Origin of the sequence: Acidocella sp. (assembly GCF_036489515.1) — a bacterium.
Classification (GTDB): Bacteria; Pseudomonadota; Alphaproteobacteria; order Acetobacterales; family Acetobacteraceae; genus Acidocella.
This window is the reverse complement of the sequence record NZ_DASXFO010000035.1, coordinates 100476-119520: the sequence shown is the minus strand read 5'-3', so window position 1 is coordinate 119520 and position 19045 is coordinate 100476. Positions and strand designations below refer to the sequence as shown.

Below are 19045 nucleotides of genomic sequence, written 5' to 3'. Positions count from 1 at the left end.
AGACATGCCGGGCGCCTTCAACGAACCGGAACTCAAGCTGACCGGCTGGGGCACCCTGAAAGTGCAGCCGAAGACGTTTATGACCAGCCTGCCCGGCGTGTTCGCCGCTGGCGACATCGTGCGGGGCGCCTCCCTCGTCGTCTGGGCGATCCGCGACGGGCGCGATGCCGCCACCGCCATTCATGATTTCATCCAGGCGCAGACCCTGGCCCAGGCCGCGGAGTAATTAGCATGACCAACGAAACCGCTTCCGAATTTCTCGCCTCCTGGGCACGTAATACGGAAATCCTCAAGGACACCTACAATCCGGCGCAGGAGCACGATGCGTGCGGCGTCGGCCTTGTGGCGGCGCTCGACGGCAAGAAGCGCCGCGACGTGGTGCAGGCCGGCATCGATGCGCTGAAGGCGGTCTGGCATCGCGGCGCGGTCGATGCCGATGGCAAGACCGGCGATGGTGCCGGCATCCATATCGAAATTCCACGCAATTTCTTCGCCGAGGAAGTGCGCTGCGGCGGCGACCGCCTGCGCGAAGGCCCGATCGCGGTCGGCATGGTGTTCCTGCCGAAAACCGATCTCTCCGCGCAGGAACGCTGCCGGCAGATCGTCGAGGCGGAGATCCTCAGCTTCGGCTACCGCATCTATGGCTGGCGGCAGGTGCCGATTCACTTCGAGTGCATCGGCGAGAAAGCCAATGCCACGCGCCCCGAGATCGAACAGATCATGATCTGGAACCCGCGCGGCGTGTCCGAGGAGGTGTTCGAGCGCGAGCTCTACATCATCCGCCGCAAGATCGAGAGGGCGGCGATCGCCGCACAGATCCCGGAACTCTATCTCTGCTCGCTGTCCTGCCGCTCGATCATCTACAAGGGCATGTTCCTGGCGGCGAACCTCGCGGATTTCTATCCCGACCTCATGGATGAGCGTTTCGTTTCGCGCTTCGCCATCTATCACCAGCGTTATTCCACCAACACCTTCCCCACCTGGCGGCTGGCGCAGCCCTTCCGCATGCTGGCGCATAACGGCGAGATCAACACCGTCGCCGGCAACATCAACTGGATGAAGAGCCACGAGACGCGGCTCGCCGCCGAGGGGCTGGACGATTTCCTGGAAGACGTGAAGCCGGTCGTGCAGGCCGGCGGCTCCGATACGGCTTCCTTGGACAACGTGTTCGAGCTGCTGGTGCGCGCCGGGCGCGACGCGCCGATGGCCAAGACGCTGATGATCCCGCCCTCGATCGGCAGCGACGCCACCATGCCGAAGACGCATCAGGACCTGTTCCTGTACTGCAACGCGGTCATGGAGCCCTGGGACGGGCCGGCGGCGATCGCCGCCACCGACGGCAATTGGGTCATCGCCGGGCTGGACCGCAACGGGCTGCGCCCGCTGCGCTACTCGGTCACCACGCAGGACCTGCTGATCGTCGGCTCCGAGGCCGGCATGGTGAAGTTCGACGAGGACAGCATCATCGAGAAGGGGCATGTCGGCCCGGGCCAGACCATCGGTGTCGATCTCAACGCGGCGAAATTCTACCACGACCAGGAAATCAAGGACATGCTGGCCGCGCGCCAGGATTTCGGTGCCTGGGTGAAGCGCATCACGGTGATCGACCGTATCGTCAAGACCGATGCGCCGGAGCCGGTGCTGTTCGACGCCGAGGCGCTGCGCCGCCACCAGCTCGCGGTCGGCTACACGATGGAAGAGCTGGAGCTGCTGCTGCATCCGATGGTCGAGGATGCCAACGAGGCGATCGGCTCGATGGGCGACGACACGCCGCTCGCCGTGCTCTCGGCGAAATATCGCGGCCTGCACCATTTCTTCCGCCAGAGTTTTTCGCAGGTCACCAACCCGGCCATCGACAGCCTGCGCGAAACCCGCGTGATGTCGCTGAAGACGCGGCTCGGCAATCTCGGCAACGTGCTGGACGAGGATTCCGAGCAGTGCGACCTGCTGCAGCTGAACTCCCCGGTTCTGTCCACCGCCGAGTTCGAGGCGATGCGCCGCACCATGGGCAAGAATGCCTGCGTCGTCGACTGCACCTTCAAGGTTGTGAACGGCGAGGGCGGCCTGCGCCGCGCCATCGAGCGCATCCGCCGCGAGGCGGAGGAGGGCGTGCGCATCGGCTGCACCCATGTGATCCTGACCGATGAGGCGATGAGCCCGGAGCGCGCGCCGATCCCGATGATCCTCGCCACCGGGGCCGTGCACACGCATCTGGTTCGGCAATCCCTGCGCACCTTCACCAGCCTGAACGTGCGCACCGCGGAATGCATGGATGTGCATTATTTCGCCGTGCTGGTCGGCGTGGGCGCCACCACCATCAACGCCTATCTCGCCCAGGAAAGCATCGCCGACCGCCATGCGCGCGGCCTGTTCGGCAAGCTGTCGTTGAAGGATTGCGTCGGCCGCTACAAAAAGGCAGTGGATAAGGGCCTGCTCAAGGTCATGAGCAAGCTCGGCATCTCTGTGATCGCCTCCTATCGTGGCGGTTATAATTTCGAGGCGATCGGCCTGTCGCGCACGCTGGTGGGCGAGTTCTTTCCCGGCATGGCCTCGCGCATCTCCGGCATCGGCCTGCCCGGCATCGCGCAGAAGGTGCTGGAGCAGCATAAACTGGCCTGGAGCGGCAATGTCGTGCCGCTGGAAATCGGCGGCATGTACCGGCTGCGCCGTGCCGGTGAGACGCACGCCTTTGACAATAACGCGATCCATCTGCTGCAGAGCGCCGTCGCCTCCAACAGCTTCCAGATGTACAAGCGCTATGCGGAGATGGTGCGCAAGCAGCCGCCCGTGGCGCTGCGTGACCTGCTGGATTTCCGCGCCGAGGGCCGCACCCCGGTCTCGATCGACGAGGTCGAGAGCATCACCGAGATCCGCAAGAAGCTGCTGGCCCCGGGCATTTCGCTCGGCGCGCTGAGCCCGGAGGCGCATGAGACGCTCTCCATCGCCATGAACCGCATCGGCGCGCGCTCCGATTCCGGCGAGGGTGGCGAGGACCCGGCCCGCTCCGAGCCGCGGCCGAACGGCGACAACGCCGCCTCGGCGATCAAGCAGATCGCCTCCGGCCGGTTCGGCGTGACGGCGGAATATCTGAACGCCTGCAAGGAGATCGAAATCAAGATCGCCCAGGGCGCCAAGCCGGGCGAGGGCGGGCAGCTGCCGGGCTTCAAGGTGACCGGGCTGATCGCCAAACTGCGCCACTCCACCCCGGGGGTCACGCTGATCTCCCCGCCGCCGCATCACGACATCTATTCGATCGAGGATCTGGCGCAGCTGATCTATGACCTCAAGCAGATCAACCCGCGCGCCAGCGTGTGCGTGAAGCTGGTCTCGCGCTCCGGCATCGGCACCATCGCCGCCGGTGTTGCGAAGGCCAAGGCGGATGCGATCCTGATCTCCGGCCATGTCGGCGGCACCGGCGCCTCGCCGCAGAGCTCGGTGAAATATGCCGGCATGCCGTGGGAGCTCGGCCTCTCCGAGGCGCATCAGGTGCTGATGCTCAACCGCCTGCGTCATACCGTGAAGCTGCGTACCGATGGCGGCATCAAGACCGGCCGCGACGTGGTGATCGCCGCCATGCTCGGCGCCGAGGAATTCGGCATCGGCACCGCCTCGCTGGTGGCGATGGGCTGCATCATGGTCCGCCAGTGCCACTCCAACACCTGCCCGGTGGGCGTGTGCACGCAGGACGAGGCGCTGCGGCAGAAATTCGACGGCTCGCCGGAGAAGGTCATCAACCTGTTCTCCTTCATCGCCGATGACGTGCGCGGCATTCTCGCCTCGCTCGGCTTCCGCTCGCTCAACGAGGTGATCGGCCGCACCGACCTGCTGCACCAGGTCAGCCGCGGCGCGGACTATCTCGACGATCTCGATCTCAACCCGATTCTCGCCCAGGCCGACCCCGGCCCGCATGCCCGCTATTGCACGCTGGAAGGCCGCAACGAGGTGCCGGAGACGCTGGACGCGCAGATGATCGAGGATGCGGCGCCGTTCTTCGCCAATGGCGAGAAGATGCAGCTGCAATACGCCATCCGCAACACGCATCGCGCGATCGGCACGAAGTTCTCGTCGCAGATCGTCGCGAAGTACCGCAAGGCGAAGCTGCAGCCGGACCATGTGACGGTACGGCTGCGCGGCTCCGCCGGCCAGTCGCTCGGCGCCTTCGGCGTGCACGGGCTGAAGCTGGAAGTGTTCGGCGATGCCAACGACTATGTCGGCAAGGGCCTCTCCGGCGCCACCATCGTGGTGCGGCCAGTGCCGTCCTCGAAGCTGAAGAGCAACGAGAACACCATCATCGGCAACACCGTGCTCTATGGCGCGACCTCGGGCGCGCTGTTCGCGGCGGGCCGGGCCGGCGAGCGCTTCGCCGTGCGCAATTCCGGCGCGGTCACGGTGGTCGAGGGCATCGGCTCCAATGGCTGCGAATACATGACCGGCGGCACCGTGGTGGTGCTGGGCGAGGTGGGCGATAATTTCGGCGCCGGCTTCACCGGCGGCGTCGCGTTCGTTTATGATCCGGAGCGGAAATTCGAGCTGCGGGTGAACGCGGATACGGTGCTGTGGCAGCGTGTCGCCACACCTTACTGGGAAGAGACGCTGAAAACCTTAATCCAGCGTCATGCGACGGAAACCGAAAGCCGTTACGCCGCCAGCATGTTGAACGACTGGTCGCGCGAGCTGCCGCATTTCTGGCAGATCGTGCCGAAGGAATACGTCAACTATCTGGCGGCGCCGCTGAATGAGGAGAAGGCGGAAATCCGCGCCTGAAGGCGAAGTAAAAAGAAAGGCTACTTTTTGTGAACAAAAAGTAGCAAAAAAACTTTGTTAATTTGGGCCATGGGCTTTGTCGGTGACAAGGCCTGTGGCCCTGTTGCTTTCTTCCTTCTTAGAGCTGTCTCACTTTCGGTGGGAGCGCTCTTTTGGCATAAAGCCCCCATGCGAATCCTGTATCATCTGCCGCTCTCCCCCTATGCGCGCAAAGTCCGCCTGGTTCTGGCGGAAAAACGTTTGCCTTTCGAACTACGCGTGGAGAAAGTCTGGGACCGGCGCCCGGAATATCTGGAGATGAATCCGGCCTGCACGGTGCCGACTCTGATCGACAATAACGGCCTGGTCGTTCCAGATTCGAACGCGATCTGCGAATATCTCGACGAGGCCTATCCCGACTCGGCGCTGCTCGGCCGCACCATCGCCGAGCGCGTGGAGACGCGCCGGCTGGTGGCCTGGTTCGACCAGAAATTCGCCGCCGAGGTGTCGCGCAACCTGCTCTGGGAAAAGACCATGAAGCAGGCGCTGCGGCTGGGCGCGCCGGATGGCAGCGCCTTGCGGGCGGGTTACACCAACCTCAAGCAGCATATGCTGTATATCGACTGGCTGGCCGAGCACCGGCAGTGGCTCGCCGGGGCGAACCTCTCGCTGGCGGATTTCGCCGCCGCGGCAATGCTCTCCTCGATCGACTTCATCGGCGATGTCGACTGGTCTGTCGCACCGGCCGCCAAGGATTGGTACGCGCGCATGAAATCCCGCCCGTCCTTCCGCGCGGTCCTGGCCGACCGCGTGAACGGCATGGCCCCGCCGCCGCATTACGCGGATCTGGATTTTTAAAGGAAGACTTCTTTTTGTGAACAAAAAGAAGCAAAAAAACTTTGTTATGCTGGGCCATGGGCGTTGTCGAGGACATCGCCCATGGCCCAGCATAAAAGAAGTTTTTGCGCCGCTTTTTTCAAAAAGCGGCTACTTTCTTTCGGGAGTTTGGCATGTCTGATCTGCTGATTTTCGGTTTTGGCTATTCCGGCACCGCCGTTGCTCGGGCCGCGCGCGAGGCCGGGTTTGCCGTGACTGTGACCTCGCGCGATCCCGCCACGAAAATGCCGGTGCAAGATATCCAGCTCATCCCGTTCGAGGGGGCGGAAGCCGCCATCGCCAAGGCCACGCATCTGCTCGTCACCGCTGCACCCGGCGAGGCGGGCGATCCGGTGCTGGGGCGCCATGCGGATTCCATTCGCGCCGCGAAAAACCTGCGTTGGATCGGCTATTTTTCCACCACCGGAATCTATGGCGACCAAAACGGCGGCTGGGTCGATGAGGACACGCTGCCCGCACCCGGCTCGGAACGCACACAGCGCCGGGTCCAGGCCGAGGAGGCGTGGCGGATATTTCCCGTTGCCGTGGATATTTTTCGTCTCGGCGGCATTTACGGGCCCGGCCGCTCGATGTTCGACGACCTGCGCGCGGGCACGGCGCGGCGTGTGGTCAAGCCGGACCATCTGTTCGGGCGCATCCATCGCGACGACATCGCCTACGGCGTGCTGGTGGCGATGCGGCGCAACGCCCCACCCGGCGTGCAAATATTCAATTTCTGTGATGACGAGCCGGCCTCCAGCGCCGACGTGGTGGTGGAGGCGGCGAGGCTGCTCGGAGTCGCACCGCCCGACCCGGTGCCTTACGTCGAGGCAGTGGCAAAAATGTCGCCGCTGGCGCGCAGTTTTTGGTCCGAGAACCGCAAGGTCGCCAGCGCCAAAACCAAGGCCAGGCTGGGCCTGACCTGGCGCTACCCGACCTATCGCGAAGGGCTAAGGGCAATAAAGGAAGAGGAAGGAGGCGTCGTCGCCGACAACGCCCCAGACCCAGCATAACAAAAATTTTTGCGCCGCTTTTTTAAAAGCGGCTTCTTACTTAAGTAGCGCGGCGGCAGTCTGCTCCAGCAGCACAAGATCAGCCTCGCGCGAGAGACGGTGGTCGCCGTCCTTCACATAGATCAGCCGCACATCAGGCGTTTCGAGACGTTCGGTCAGGCGCAGGCTCAGCTCCCACGGCACGTCCGGATCCTTCATCCCGTGCAGGATGTGGACCGGGCAGGCGATGGGAATCGGCGCGTCGAGTAGCAGGTAATTCGCGCCATCTTCCAGAAGTTTTGCGGTGATCGGCGTCGGGGCGCCATATTCGCTGGGTGTCAGGATCAGCCCGTCGCGTTGCAGAGCCTCCTGCTGGTCCGGGGTGAGCGCCGGCTTCATCAGCAATTCGGTGAAATCCGGGGCAGGGGCGATCAGCAACAGCGCCGCCACGCGGGTCTTTAAGGCCCGGGCGAGCAGCAGCGCGATCCAGCCGCCCATCGAGGAGCCGACCAGCAGCACCTCCCGGCCCGGCACCACGGTGGCGATCACATGGGCCGCATCCGCCGTCCAGTCGCCAATGCAGCCGTCGGTGAACTGGCCGCCGGAGGCGCCGTGGCCGGCATAGTCGAAGCGCAGCATCGCCTGGCCCAGCTTTTGGGCCTGCGCCCATAGCCGCATCGCCTTGGTGCCGCCCATATCCGAGGCGAAACCGGGGCAGAACACCACCACCGGGCCGCGCCCCTCGAGAAATTCATACTCCAGTGCCACATCCGGAACGCGATAGGTCTTCACTTCAATCTCCCCTGGCAAGCAAATACGTGATAGCGCCCCCGCCATGATTGAGCGACCCATCACGATTCTCCAGGTACTGCCGAAACTCGACACCGGCGGCGCCGAGCGCGTGGTGATCGAGATCGCCGAGGCGATCCATGCGACCGGCCACAAGGTTTTGATCGCCTGCGCGGGCGGGGTGCTCAGCGCCGTCGCGCGCCGGGCCGGGGCGGAAATCGTCGAGATGCCCCTGGACACGAAATCGCCGTTCAAGATGCGCCGCAATGCCAGGCGGCTGAAAAAACTCATCGCCCAGCGCGACGTCCAACTGGTGCACGCGCATTCCCGCGCCCCGGCCTGGTCCGCCTGGTGGGCGACACAGGCCACCGGCACGCCCTTCGTCACCACCTATCACGGCAGTTATGGCGAAAAATCCACGCTGAAGAGGCGCTACAACGCGGTGATGGCGAGAGGCGACCGGGTGATCGCGGTGAGCCATTTCATCGCCGGGCTGATCCGCACCCGCTACGGCACCGACGAGCAGGCATTGCGCGTCATTCATGGCGGCGTGAACCTGGACAAATTTGACCCGACCGTGATGTCCGCCGAGGTGCTGTATCGGCTGGCGCGGGACTGGGCGGTGAATCTCGCCGATCCGGTGATTTTGCTTCCCGGCCGGCTGACCACCTGGAAGGGGCAGAAAATCCTCATCCAGGCGCTGGCGAAAATGCGGCATCGCGACGCGGTGGTGATCCTCGCCGGCAGCGCGCAGGGGCGGCTCGACTACGCGGCGGAACTGATGGATCTGGGCAAGCGGCTCGGTGTCGCCGACCGGCTGCGGCTGGTCGGTCATACCGAGGAGATCCCGGCGGCGATGATGCTGGCCGACGTGGTGGTGAACGCCTCCACCGACCCGGAAGCCTTTGGCCGCACCATCATCGAGGCCCAGGCGATGGGGCGGATCGTCATCGCCACCGACCATGGAGGCGCGCGTGAAACCATCATTTCCGGCGAGACCGGGTTTCTGGTCCCGCCAGGGGACGTGGAGGCCCTGGCTGCCATCCTGGATGCCGCATTGGACATGCCCTCCGATGACCGCGTGACCTGGGGCCGCCATGCCCGTGCGCATGTGGCGGAACATTACTCGGTGGCGGCAATGCAGAATGCCGTGCTCGACGTGTATGCGGAGCTTCTGACGTGAAACAAACAAAAAGAAAGCAGCCGATTTTTGAAAAAAGCGGCGCAAAAACTTTTTTTATGCTGGGCTATGGGCGTTGGCGGGGACATAGCCCGTGGCCCAGATTCATAAAGTTTTTTTGCTACTTTTTGTTCACAAAAAGTAGTCCTTCCCTTCGCTTGACCTAGCCTATGGCAATCCTCGTCATCAAGCTCAGCGCCATGGGTGATTTCGTGCTGGCCTTTCCCGCCATGGCGGCGATCCGCGCCGCCCATCCGGGGGCACGGATCACCCTGCTGACGACATCCCCGTTCGCGCCGCTGGCCCGTGCCTCTGGCTGGTTCGATCATGTGGAAATCGACCGTCGCCCCAAATTCTGGAATGTTTCGGGCCTGCTCCGGTTGCGGCGGCAATTGCGCGGTTTCGATCTGGTCTACGACCTGCAAACCTCGGGGCGCAGCTCGCGTTATTATGTCCTGGCCGGCCGGCCTTCCTGGTCGGGCATCGCAGCCGGCTGCTCGCTGCCGCATGCCGACCCGAACCGCGTGTTCCTGCACTCGCGCGAGCGGCTGGAGGGGCAGCTTCACGCTGCCGGGATTTTTGACCTTCCGGTCCCGGACCTGTCCTGGGCCAAGGCGGATATTTCGAAATTCGGCTTGCCGGAACGCTATGCGGTGCTGGTGCCGGGTGCGGCACCGCACCGGCCGGAGAAACGTTGGCCCACGGAGAATTTCGCCGAGTTGTGCAAGAGCCTCGATATGCAAGTGGCGGTGGTCGGAGGGTCTGCCGAAGAGCAGAAAATGGCGGCAGAAATCGGCGGGATCAACCTGACCGGGCGCACCAGCCTGCTGGAACTTGCCGCCGTCATGGCCCGTGCTCAACTCGCGATCGGCAACGATACCGGGCCGATGCACCTGGCCGCCGCCCTGGGCACGCAATCGGTGGTACTGTTCTCCGGCGCCAGCGACCCGAAACTGACCGCCCCGCGCTATCCTGACGGCGGCTGGCCGGTGATTCTGCGCGCGCCGCATCTTGCCGATCTTCCGGTTGCGCAAGTCCGCGCCGCCCTGCCATAACGCCCAGACTTTTTATTACCTAGAAGAGAGACCAATGCCCGCAATCACACTGCCCGACGGTTCCATCCGCTCTTTCGACGGTACGGTCACGGGCACGACCATCGCCGCCGCGATCGGCCCGGGCCTGGCGCGCGCCGCCCTGGCCATGGAAGTGAACGGGCAGTTGCAGGATCTCTCGCGGGAGATCGCCGAAGACGCGTCGGTCAAGTTCATCACCCGCAAGGACGAGGTGGCGCTGGACTTCATCCGCCACGACACCGCGCATGTGCTGGCCGAGGCGGTGCAGGCGCTCTATCCGGGCACGCAGGTGACCATCGGCCCGGCCATCGAGAACGGTTTTTACTACGATTTTTATCGCAACGAGCCGTTCACCCCCGACGATCTGCCGGCGATCGAGGCGAAGATGAAGGAGATCATCGCCGCCAACGCCCCCTTTACGCGCGAAGAGTGGGACCGCGACGAGGCCATCGCGTTTTTTGAAGCGCGCGGCGAGCGGTTCAAGGCTGAGCTGATCCGCGATCTGCCGGCGGACCAGACCATCACCATCTACCGCCAGGGCGAATGGCTCGATTTGTGCCGCGGCCCGCATATGCGCGGCACCGGCGATATTGGCACCGCCTTCAAGTTGCAAAAAACCGCCGGCGCCTATTGGCGCGGCGATCACCGCAACCCGATGCTGAGCCGCATCTACGGCACCGCCTGGCGCGACCAGAAGGAGCTGGACGCCTATCTGCACCAGCTCGAGGAGGCAGAGCGCCGCGACCATCGCCGCATCGGCAAGGAGATGGACCTGTTCCATATCCAGGAGGAAGCCGTCGGCTCGATCTTCTGGCATCAGAAGGGCTGGAAGCTCTACCGCACGGTGGAAGCCTATATCCGCCGCCGCCTGGAGCAGTCCGGCTATGAGGAGGTGCGTACGCCCCAGCTCGTCGACCGCCGCCTCTGGGAAGAGTCAGGCCATTGGGACAAATACCGGAAGAACATGTTCATCGCCGAGGTGGTGGACGAAGAGACGACCCTGGCGCTGAAGCCGATGAACTGCCCCTGCCATGTGCAGATTTTCAAGCAGGGCCTGCGCTCGTATCGGCAACTGCCGTTGCGCATGGCCGAGTTCGGCGCCTGCCACCGCTACGAGCCGTCCGGCGCGCTGCACGGCATCATGCGCGTGCGCGCCTTCACGCAGGACGACGCGCATATCTTCTGCACGGATGACCAGATCGTTTCCGAGACGGTGCGCTTCGTCGAACTCCTCGACTCCGTCTACAAGGACTTCGGCTTCGAGAGTTTCGCGGTGAAATTCTCCGACCGGCCGGCCGAGCGGGCAGGTTCCGACGAAGACTGGGACCGCGCCGAGACCGCGCTCAAAGGCGCTTGCGAGGCGGCGGGGCTGCCCTACACGCTGAACCCGGGGGAGGGCGCCTTCTATGGCCCGAAACTGGAATTCGTGCTGCGCGACGCGATCGGCCGTGATTGGCAGTGCGGCACGCTGCAGGTGGATTATGTTCTCCCTGAGCGGCTGGACGCAGAATATGTCACCGCCGAATCCACCCGCGCCCGCCCGGTGATGCTGCATCGTGCCATCATCGGCAGTTTCGAGCGTTTCCTCGGTATTCTCATCGAAAACTATGCCGGGCGCTTCCCGCTCTGGCTGGCGCCGGTGCAGGCCGCCGTGGCGACGATCGTCTCGGACGCCGATGATTACGCCGCCGAAGTGGCCGAAGCCCTGCGCGCCGCCGGGCTCACCACCGAGCTCGATATCTCCAACCAGAAAATCCAGGCGAAAATCCGCGAGCACAGCCTGCACCACGTGCCGAACATCCTGGTCGTCGGCCGCAAGGAAGCCGAGGAGCGCACCGTGGCGATTCGCCGGCTCGGCGGGGCGACGCAGGAAGTTCTGCCTTTGGCCGAGGCGGTGGCGCTGCTAAAGGCGGAGGCAACCCCGCCCGATCTACGCCGCTGAATCATTTTACTCCCCCCGGCGCCGCGCGCCGGAGGGAGTAAAATTCAGGGCTTTTGACAGCTATGCATCGTGACGATTGCAATCGCTCATGATTTTCGACTAAGCCGATACGCTCAAACATTTGCAGGAGATTTTCCATAGCCAGACCGCCAGCGCCACCCACGCCGCCCCTCCGCGACGGGCCCCGGGTCAACGATGAAATCAGAATTCCGCAGGTCCGTCTGATCGACCAGGATGGTGAGATGCAAGGGGTGGTGGCCACCCGCGACGCCATCGCACGGGCCTTCGCCGTCGGCCTCGACCTGGTCGAGATCAGCCCGAACGCCGAACCCCCGGTTGCGAAAATCCTCGATTACGGCAAGTTCAAGTACGAACAGCAGAAGAAGAAGAACGAGGCGCGGAAGAAGCAGAAGGTCGTCGAAATCAAGGAAGTGAAGGTTCGCCCGAACATCGATGAGAACGATTACCAGGTGAAGCTGCGCGCCATGAAGACCTTCATCGGCGAGGGCGACAAGGTGAAGGTCACGCTGCGCTTCCGCGGCCGTGAAATGGCCCACCAGGAGCTGGGCGTGAAAGTGCTCGAGCGGATCCGCGCCGATATGGATGTGGAGACCAAGGTCGAGCAAATGCCGAAAATGGAAAACCGGCAGATGGTTATGGTGTTGTCGCCGCGCTAGGCCCCTCAAGCGAAGGAAAGACTACTTTTTGTGAACAAAAAGTAGCAAAAAAACTTTATTTATGCTGGGTCATGGGCGCTGTCGCCGACGACGCCTCAGGCCCAGCATAGCCAAAAGTTTTTGCGCCGCTTTCTTCAAGTCGGCGAGGTTGCCATGAACTCACTCGAACAATTCGCCGCCGAAAAGCTCAGCGCGCTCGAACAGCGTGCTCTCCGGCGCGAATTACAGGTTACCTCACGCACGCGGCACCCGCTGGTCGAGCGTGGGGGGAAAACCCTGATTTCTTTTTCCTGCAACGACTATCTCAGCCTCTCGGTGCATCCCGCCGTAATCGAGGCTGCGGTGGCGGCGACGCGGCGTTATGGCGTCGGCTCGGGCGCCTCGCGCCTCGTGACCGGCAACCATCCGCTCTATGCGGAGCTGGAAGCACGGCTCGCCGCCGCCAAGGGCACCACGGATGCGCTGGTGTTCGGGGCCGGCTATCTCGCCAATAGCGGCATCATCCCGGCCCTGATCGGGAACGCGGATGTGATCTTTGTCGACGAGCTGGCGCATGCCTGCATCTGGGCCGGCGCCAAGCTTTCCGCCGCCAGGGTCATCACCTTCCGCCACAACGACATGGCGCATCTGGCGGAGTTGCTGGTGGCGCATCGTCGCAACCATGGCCGGGCGATGATGGCCACGGACTCCGTGTTTTCCATGGATGGCGACCTGGCGCCGGTGGCGGCCCTGGCCGATCTGGCGGAGGCGCATGATGCCTGGCTGATGACCGATGACGCCCATGGCCTCGGTGTCCTGCCGAAGCCGGAAGGGGCCGCGCGCGTGCCGCTGCAGATGGGCACGCTCTCAAAAGCCATCGGCGGCTATGGCGGCTATATCTGCGCCAGCGAAAATGTCGTGGCCCTGCTGCGCAACCGCGCGCGCAGCTTCGTCTACACCACCGGCCTGCCGCCCGGCACCGTGGCGGCGGCGATCGCGGCGCTGGATTTTATTGCGGCCAATCCCGATTACGCGGCTCGCCCTCTGGCGCTGGCCCGGCGCTTCACGGCGGCTTTGGATCTGCCCGAAGCGGCCAGCCCCATCGTGCCGCTGATCGTCGGCGGCGCGCCCGAGGCGCTGAAAATCTCACAACAATTGCAGGCGGCGGGATTCCTCGTCACCGCCATACGCCCGCCGACGGTGCCGGAAGGCACGGCGCGGCTACGCTTCACCTTCACCGCCGCGCACCAGGAGGCCGATCTCGACCGCCTGGCTGCCACGGTGAAGGGGCTTCTTACTCCTCGGCCTTAACGGCTTCCGGCTCCGGCCGCACGATGCGCGGGCGGCCACGAGGGCGCGGCACGCGCGGGGCCGGGGTTTCCGGCACGGCGGCTGCTGCCGGAGGCGGGGCGGCTTCAGGGGCTGCCTCGGCCGGCGGTGCGTTGCGCATGATGGGGATGGCGCGCGGCGCTTCGGGAGCGGGAGCAGGAGCCGGGGCTGCCAGCGTGCCGGGCAGGGACGGCTGCTCGCCAAGACCAGCAGGTTCGGCGGTTGCCGCCGCCAGTTCGGCTTCCAGCGCCGAGCTGATATCGATGCGCGCATCGACGACATTTTCCGGGCGGAAGCGCGGTTCGTTGCGCTCCGGGCGTTCCGGGCGCTGACGCGGCTCGAAACCGCGCTGCTCGAAGCGGCGAGGCTCCCGATTCTCCCGCGGCTCACGATTGTCGCGGTTGTCGGCGCGGAATTCCTGCGGGGGCCGTGGCTCCTGCGGCCGCGTTTCGCCGGCTTCCAGCAGGTCGGTCTGCGGCTCGCGACGCTGCTCGGCGGAATGGCTATTGGCCTGGCCGCCAAAACCGCGCTCCTGGGGGGCGTTCTGCTGCCCGGCCGGCGGATTTTGCAGGCCCTGCGCCTGGTTGATGGCGCTGATGATGCGGAAATAATGCTCGGCGTGCTGATAATACGCCTCGCCGGTCACGCGGTCGCCATTGCTGGAGGCGTCGCGGGCCATCTGCTGGTACTTGTCATAGAGCTGCTGGGCCGTGCCGCGCACCCGCATTTCCGGACCGGAACTGTCGAATACATGATTGCGGTTCAGCGGGATGCCGTTTTGCTGGTTGCGGAACCCGCCGCCACCACCACCACCGCCGCCACCGCCATTCGGGCGATGGTTGCGACCACGCATGCGCTTCATGTTCATTGCTTCTCGTCTATCCTCGTAAGATTGCTTTGCGCGGCGGGGTGCGCCAGCACCACCAAACCCAAGCAGGTCTCGACCACCGCCGAGACTCGAGGCTAATTCGCCCGCAGCACGTGCTTAGACCGATATTCGCGTTCTGCCAATGGCCTATTTACAACGGGTCAAGAGCGCTGCCCGTTCGATGCCATCAAGGTCCCGCCGCGTGCTGCAGGAAAATTTCTGCTCCACCGCCAGCCGCGCCACTGATATGGCTTGCCCGGCGCCCAGTTCAAGCACCGCCAGCCCGTCCGGGGGCAGCAGGCGGGGCAGGGCGGCGATGATGGCGCGGTAGGCGTCCAGCCCGTCCGCCCCGCCGGCCAGGGCCGAGAGTGGCTCGTAGCGCGCCACTTCCGGCATCAGCTGAGGGACGTCGGCGGCCTCGATATAAGGCGGGTTGGAGAGCACCAGATCAAACTTTTGGGCCAGCGCCGCGTCCCAGTTGCCGGCCAGAAACACCGCCCGCTCGGCCATGCCCAGCGCCGCCGCATTGGCCCGCGCCAGCGCCGCCGCGTCGGGAGAAAGATCGACTCCGACCCCGAACGCTTGCGGAAACTCGTGCAGGGCCGCGAGGAGCAGGCAGCCGGTCCCGGTGCCCAGATCGAGCACGGTCCGGGGCTTTACGCCGGCGGCGAGCACCGCTTCGATCAGTGTTTCGCTATCGGGCCGGGGGATCAGGGTCGCGGGCGAGACGGCAAAATCCAGCCCCCAGAATTCACGCCGGCCGAGAATATAGGCCATCGGCTCGCGCGCCTCGCGCCTTTGCAGCAACGGCGCGAAATTCGCCTCGTCCACCTCGTTCAGCGCCAACAGCCCGGCGGCGCTCACCCCCTCGGCCGCGGCCAGCAATATACGGGCCTCGCGCCGCGGCTCCTCGAGCCCCGCCGCCGCGAGCCGCTCCGTGATCAGCATCAGAGCGGCACGCGCCGAAATCAAGTGTCCGCCGCGAGCCGCGCCGCCTGGTCCTCGGCGATCAGCGCGTCGATGATGTCGTCCATCTCGCCCAGCATCACCCGGTCGATCTTGTGCAGCGTGAGATTGATGCGGTGGTCCGTCACCCGCCCTTGCGGAAAGTTATAGGTGCGGATGCGTTCCGAGCGGTCGCCGGTGCCGACCTGGGACTTGCGGTCAGCGGCGCGCGTGGCGTTCAGGCTCGAACGCTGCTGCTCATAGATGCGCGAGCGCAGAATTTTCATGGCCTTGGCGCGGTTCTTGTGCTGGCTGCGCTCCTCCTGCATCGCCACCACAATGCCGGTGGGAAGATGCGTGATGCGCACGGCGGATTCCGTCTTGTTCACGTGCTGCCCGCCGGCGCCGGAGGCACGGTACACGTCGATGCGCAGATCGCCCTCGTTCACGTCCACATCCACCTCTTGCGCCTCCGGCAGCACCGCGACGGTGACGGTGGATGTGTGGATGCGCCCCTGCGTCTCGGTCGCCGGCACGCGCTGCACGCGGTGCACGCCGGACTCGAATTTCAGCTTGGCGAAAACCGACTTGCCGGTGATTTCCGCGATGCCTTCCTTCAGCCCCCCCAGCTCGCTCTCGCCGTATTCCAGAACCTCGAAGCGCCAGCCATGCAGGCCGGCATATTTCTGGTAGGCCTGAAACAGTTCCGCCGCGAACAGCCCGGCCTCGTCGCCGCCGGCCGCGGGGCGGATTTCGAGAATCCCGGAGCGATCGTCCGCCTCATCCCTGGGCAGCAGCGCCAGGCGCACCGACATTTCCAGCTCCGGCAGAAGCTGCCGAAGACTTTCCAGCTCGGCCGCGGCCAGCTCCTTCATTTCCGGATCCGCCAGCATCGCCTCGGCCTCGCGGCGCGCCTGCTCGGCAGCGCGCAGCTCGGCGATTCGCGTCTCGATCGGCTCGATCTCCGCAAGCTCCTTGGAGGCTTTGACAAAGGCATCACCGCTCAGCGTGCCGGAGAGCATGAAACGCAGCTCCTCCGCGCGGGCGAGAATGCGGTCTAGTTTCTGGTCGATGTTGTTCATTTCAAGACAGCCAAGTGAAGGCGAGGGCTCTGCCCTCGACCCGCTGGGGCCGGGAGGCCCCAGACCCCAAAAATTGTCATTGTAGCAGAAGGCCGGGCAAATCGGCCAGCGCCACGTCCTGTTGCGCCCCGTCCGCAAGATTCTTCAGCTTGATGTCTTCGCCGACCAGCACTGCGAACTTGGCGCCGGACTTGTTCGCGCGCTCCAGGCGTTTCTTCGCGTTGCCGGAATAGGCGGTTTCCGCCGACACGCCAGCTTCGCGCAACGACTTCAAAACGTCCAAGGCAGGACCGGAAAAACTGTCGTTCATCGGGATCACCGCCACCGGAACAGAAGCCTGGCCGGGCGCCGCGATCAGCATGGAAAGGCGCTCGATGCCCGCACCCCAGCCGATGCCGGCCACGTTAGGGCCGCCCATCTGCTCGACCAGCCCATCATAACGCCCGCCGGCGAGCACCGTGCCCTGCGCGCCCAGCGCCGTGGTCACGAACTCAAACGCGGTGTGATTATAATAATCGAGCCCACGCACGATGCGCGGATTTTCGGTGAACAGCACGCCGAAGGCGGTGAGCGCCGCTTTCAGCTCGTTGTAGAACGCGGCAGCCGATTCAGTGAGATGTGCGTAGATCACCGGCGCATCCACCACCAGAGCCTGGTCGCCTTCATCCTTCGAATCGAGAATCCGCAACGGATTTTTGTCCAGCCGCATCTTGCTGTCGGCCGAGAGCGAGGCTTCGTGCCGGGTGAAATACTCCACCAGCGCGGCGCGGTAATTGGCGCGGCTCTCGGCATCGCCCAGCGTGTTGATGTTCAGCACCACGTCCTGCGCAATGCCGAGTTCGTTCAAGATCTGCCAGCCGGCGGCGATCACCTCGGCATCCGCGAGCGGCACGCTCGGCCCCAGCAGCTCGATGCCGATCTGGTGAAACTGCCGGTAGCGGCCTTTCTGCGGCCGCTCATAGCGGAACATCGGGCCGGCGTAGAAAACCTTTTGCGGCAAGGTCTGCGTCAGGCCGTTGGTGATCAACGCGCGGCACACACCGGCCGTGCCCTCGGGCCGCAGCGTCACGGAATCCCCGCCGCGATCCTCGAACGTGTACATCTCCTTGGTCACGACGTCGGAAGTCTCGCCGAGCGTGCGGGAGAACACGCGCGTGTCCTCGAAAATCGGCGTCTGCCATTCGGCGAAGCCATAGAGCGCGCTCACCCGCCGCGCCGTCGCCACTACATGGGCGTAACGCGCGGCATCCTCCCCAATGAGATCACGGGTGCCGCGGACGGGTTGCAGTGCAGGAGCCATAAAGAGAGAGAACTTTCGAGTAGAAAACGGCAGTGAGTGCCAGGAGAAAAGCGCTGGGCCATGGGCATTGTCGGTGACAACGCCCATGGCCCAGCATAACAAAAATTTTTGCGCCGCTTTTTTTAAAAAGCGGCTACTTCCTTACGCCACAGCCGCCTTAGCGGCGTCCTCGGCGGCCTTGAGCTGGGCCGCCTTGGCTTCCACCAGGTCGATGATGTGCGAGACCATGTCCGCGCCGTCGATGGTGTGGTCGGTCTTGCCGGCCGAATAGATCATGTGCCGTCCGCCGCCGCCGCCGGTCAGGCCGAGATCGGTCATCAGCGCCTCGCCGGGGCCGTTCACCACGCAGCCGATGATCGAGAGGGTGATCGGCGTCTGGATATGCGCCAGGCGCTCTTCCAGGGTCTCGACCGTCTTGATGACGTTGAACCCCTGGCGGGCGCAGGACGGGCAGGAAATGATGCGCACGCCGCGATGGCGGATGCCGAGCGACTTCAGGATATCCCAGCCGACCAGCACTTCTTCTTCCGGCTCGGCGGAGAGCGAGACGCGCATGGTGTCACCGATGCCGGCCCAGAGCAGCGAGCCCAGGCCGATGGAGGATTTCACCGTGCCGGCGCGCCTGCTGCCCGCCTCGGTGATGCCGATATGCAGCGGGTGGTCGCAGACATCCGCGAGCTGCTGGTAGGCGGCGACCGCCATGAACACGTCCGACGCCTTCACGCTGATCTTGAATTCGTGGAAATCGTGGTCCTGGAGGATCTTTGCGTGTTCCAGGGCGGATTCCACGAGCGCCTCGGGGTTCGGCTCGCCGTATTTCTCCAGCAGGTGCTTCTCCAGCGAGCCGGCATTCACGCCGATGCGCATCGAGCAGTTATGGTCGCGCGCCGCCTTGATCACTTCGCGCACGCGCTCCGGGCTGCCGATATTGCCGGGATTGATGCGCAGGCAGGCCGCACCCGCCTCGGCGGCCTCGATGCCGCGCTTGTAGTGAAAATGGATGTCGGCCACGACCGGCACATTCACCCGCTTCACGATCTCCTTCAGCGCCGCGGTGCTCTCCTCATCCGGGCAGGAAATGCGGACGATGTCCACGCCCGCCGCCTCGGCGCGCAGGACCTGCGCCACCGTCGCCTCGACGTCGGTGGTCAGGGTGTTGGTCATGGTCTGCACTGAAACCGGGGCGTCGCCGCCGACCTTCACGTTGCCGACGCTGATCTGCCGGCTCTTGCGACGGTCGACCTGCTGGTATTCGCGGTAGTTCATGGAA

Annotated in this window: 14 protein-coding genes and 1 pseudogene; 9 read left to right on the top strand and 6 right to left on the bottom strand. The window is 64.6% G+C overall.

Annotated elements, in window-relative coordinates:
• The 4 genes and pseudogenes from VGG47_RS05320 to VGG47_RS05305 all read left to right on the top strand — a co-directional run.
• A pseudogene (locus VGG47_RS05320) lies at positions 1 to 226 on the top strand (NAD(P)-dependent oxidoreductase); the annotation flags it as partial.
• 5 nt (positions 227 to 231) lie between these two features.
• Positions 232 to 4764, top strand: coding sequence for a glutamate synthase large subunit (gltB, locus tag VGG47_RS05315; protein WP_331536169.1), 4533 nt, complete (start codon positions 232 to 234; stop codon positions 4762 to 4764).
• Between the two features lie 168 nt (positions 4765 to 4932).
• Positions 4933 to 5601, top strand: coding sequence for a glutathione S-transferase family protein (locus VGG47_RS05310; RefSeq protein WP_331536167.1), 669 nt, complete (start codon positions 4933 to 4935; stop codon positions 5599 to 5601).
• A 152-nt stretch (positions 5602 to 5753) separates the two neighbouring features.
• Positions 5754 to 6632, top strand: a complete 879-nt coding sequence (locus VGG47_RS05305) for an SDR family oxidoreductase (protein WP_331536165.1) — start codon at positions 5754 to 5756, stop codon at positions 6630 to 6632.
• Positions 6633 to 6668: 36 nt separating this feature from the next.
• On the opposite strand, the gene VGG47_RS05300 is transcribed toward VGG47_RS05305, so the two are convergent.
• On the bottom strand, positions 6669 to 7403 hold the full coding sequence (locus tag VGG47_RS05300; RefSeq protein ID WP_331536163.1) for an alpha/beta hydrolase: 735 nt from the start codon (positions 7401 to 7403) through the stop codon (positions 6669 to 6671).
• A gap of 43 nt (positions 7404 to 7446) precedes the next feature.
• On the opposite strand from VGG47_RS05300, the gene VGG47_RS05295 reads away from it, so the two are divergent.
• From VGG47_RS05295 to VGG47_RS05275, 5 genes are all read left to right on the top strand, one after another.
• The gene (locus VGG47_RS05295) at positions 7447 to 8583 is read left to right on the top strand and encodes a glycosyltransferase family 4 protein (protein WP_331536161.1); all 1137 of its coding nucleotides are present in this window, start codon (positions 7447 to 7449) and stop codon (positions 8581 to 8583) included.
• A gap of 167 nt (positions 8584 to 8750) precedes the next feature.
• Entirely contained in the window at positions 8751 to 9635 is an 885-nt protein-coding gene (locus VGG47_RS05290) for a glycosyltransferase family 9 protein (RefSeq protein ID WP_331536159.1), read from the top strand.
• A 34-nt stretch (positions 9636 to 9669) separates the two neighbouring features.
• Complete coding sequence (gene thrS, locus VGG47_RS05285) at positions 9670 to 11595, top strand: threonine--tRNA ligase (RefSeq protein ID WP_331536157.1); 1926 nt, start codon at positions 9670 to 9672, stop codon at positions 11593 to 11595.
• A 137-nt stretch (positions 11596 to 11732) separates the two neighbouring features.
• Entirely contained in the window at positions 11733 to 12272 is a 540-nt protein-coding gene (gene infC, locus VGG47_RS05280) for a translation initiation factor IF-3 (protein WP_331536177.1), read from the top strand.
• Between the two features lie 153 nt (positions 12273 to 12425).
• Positions 12426 to 13562 carry an aminotransferase class I/II-fold pyridoxal phosphate-dependent enzyme gene (locus tag VGG47_RS05275; RefSeq protein ID WP_331536155.1) on the top strand — a complete coding sequence of 379 codons (1137 nt, stop codon included), beginning with the start codon at positions 12426 to 12428 and terminating at the stop codon, positions 13560 to 13562.
• Here the strand turns inward: VGG47_RS05275 and VGG47_RS15605 are convergent.
• From VGG47_RS15605 to ispG, 5 genes are all read right to left on the bottom strand, one after another.
• Positions 13546 to 14442, bottom strand: coding sequence for a DUF4167 domain-containing protein (locus tag VGG47_RS15605; RefSeq protein ID WP_408841541.1), 897 nt, complete (start codon positions 14440 to 14442; stop codon positions 13546 to 13548). The genes VGG47_RS05275 and VGG47_RS15605 overlap by 17 nt on opposite strands.
• Before the next feature lie 153 nt (positions 14443 to 14595).
• On the bottom strand, positions 14596 to 15420 hold the full coding sequence (prmC, locus tag VGG47_RS05265) for a peptide chain release factor N(5)-glutamine methyltransferase (RefSeq protein ID WP_408841539.1): 825 nt from the start codon (positions 15418 to 15420) through the stop codon (positions 14596 to 14598).
• Complete coding sequence (prfA, locus tag VGG47_RS05260; protein ID WP_331536153.1) at positions 15417 to 16475, bottom strand: peptide chain release factor 1; 1059 nt, start codon at positions 16473 to 16475, stop codon at positions 15417 to 15419. Before prfA ends, prmC begins: the two co-directional genes overlap by 4 nt.
• Before the next feature lie 76 nt (positions 16476 to 16551).
• Positions 16552 to 17775, bottom strand: a complete 1224-nt coding sequence (gene hisS / locus VGG47_RS05255) for a histidine--tRNA ligase (protein ID WP_331536151.1) — start codon at positions 17773 to 17775, stop codon at positions 16552 to 16554.
• 141 nt (positions 17776 to 17916) lie between these two features.
• Positions 17917 to 19041 carry a flavodoxin-dependent (E)-4-hydroxy-3-methylbut-2-enyl-diphosphate synthase gene (ispG, locus tag VGG47_RS05250; protein ID WP_331536149.1) on the bottom strand — a complete coding sequence of 375 codons (1125 nt, stop codon included), beginning with the start codon at positions 19039 to 19041 and terminating at the stop codon, positions 17917 to 17919.
• Positions 19042 to 19045 lie beyond the last annotated feature (4 nt).

Excerpts from the sequence above, each read along its gene's own strand:
- gltB (WP_331536169.1), top strand. The coding sequence starts at position 232 with ATGACCAACGAAACCGCTTCCGAATTTCTCGCCTCCTGGGCACGTAAT.
- VGG47_RS05310 (WP_331536167.1), top strand. The coding sequence starts at position 4,933 with ATGCGAATCCTGTATCATCTGCCGCTCTCCCCCTATGCGCGCAAAGTC.
- VGG47_RS05305 (WP_331536165.1), top strand. The coding sequence starts at position 5,754 with ATGTCTGATCTGCTGATTTTCGGTTTTGGCTATTCCGGCACCGCCGTT.
- VGG47_RS05295 (WP_331536161.1), top strand. The coding sequence starts at position 7,447 with ATGATTGAGCGACCCATCACGATTCTCCAGGTACTGCCGAAACTCGAC.
- VGG47_RS05290 (WP_331536159.1), top strand. The coding sequence starts at position 8,751 with ATGGCAATCCTCGTCATCAAGCTCAGCGCCATGGGTGATTTCGTGCTG.
- thrS (WP_331536157.1), top strand. The coding sequence starts at position 9,670 with ATGCCCGCAATCACACTGCCCGACGGTTCCATCCGCTCTTTCGACGGT.
- VGG47_RS05275 (WP_331536155.1), top strand. The coding sequence starts at position 12,426 with ATGAACTCACTCGAACAATTCGCCGCCGAAAAGCTCAGCGCGCTCGAA.
- VGG47_RS15605 (WP_408841541.1), bottom strand. The coding sequence starts at position 14,442 with ATGAAGCGCATGCGTGGTCGCAACCATCGCCCGAATGGCGGTGGCGGC.
- prfA (WP_331536153.1), bottom strand. The coding sequence starts at position 16,475 with ATGAACAACATCGACCAGAAACTAGACCGCATTCTCGCCCGCGCGGAG.
- hisS (WP_331536151.1), bottom strand. The coding sequence starts at position 17,775 with ATGGCTCCTGCACTGCAACCCGTCCGCGGCACCCGTGATCTCATTGGG.
- ispG (WP_331536149.1), bottom strand. The coding sequence starts at position 19,041 with ATGAACTACCGCGAATACCAGCAGGTCGACCGTCGCAAGAGCCGGCAG.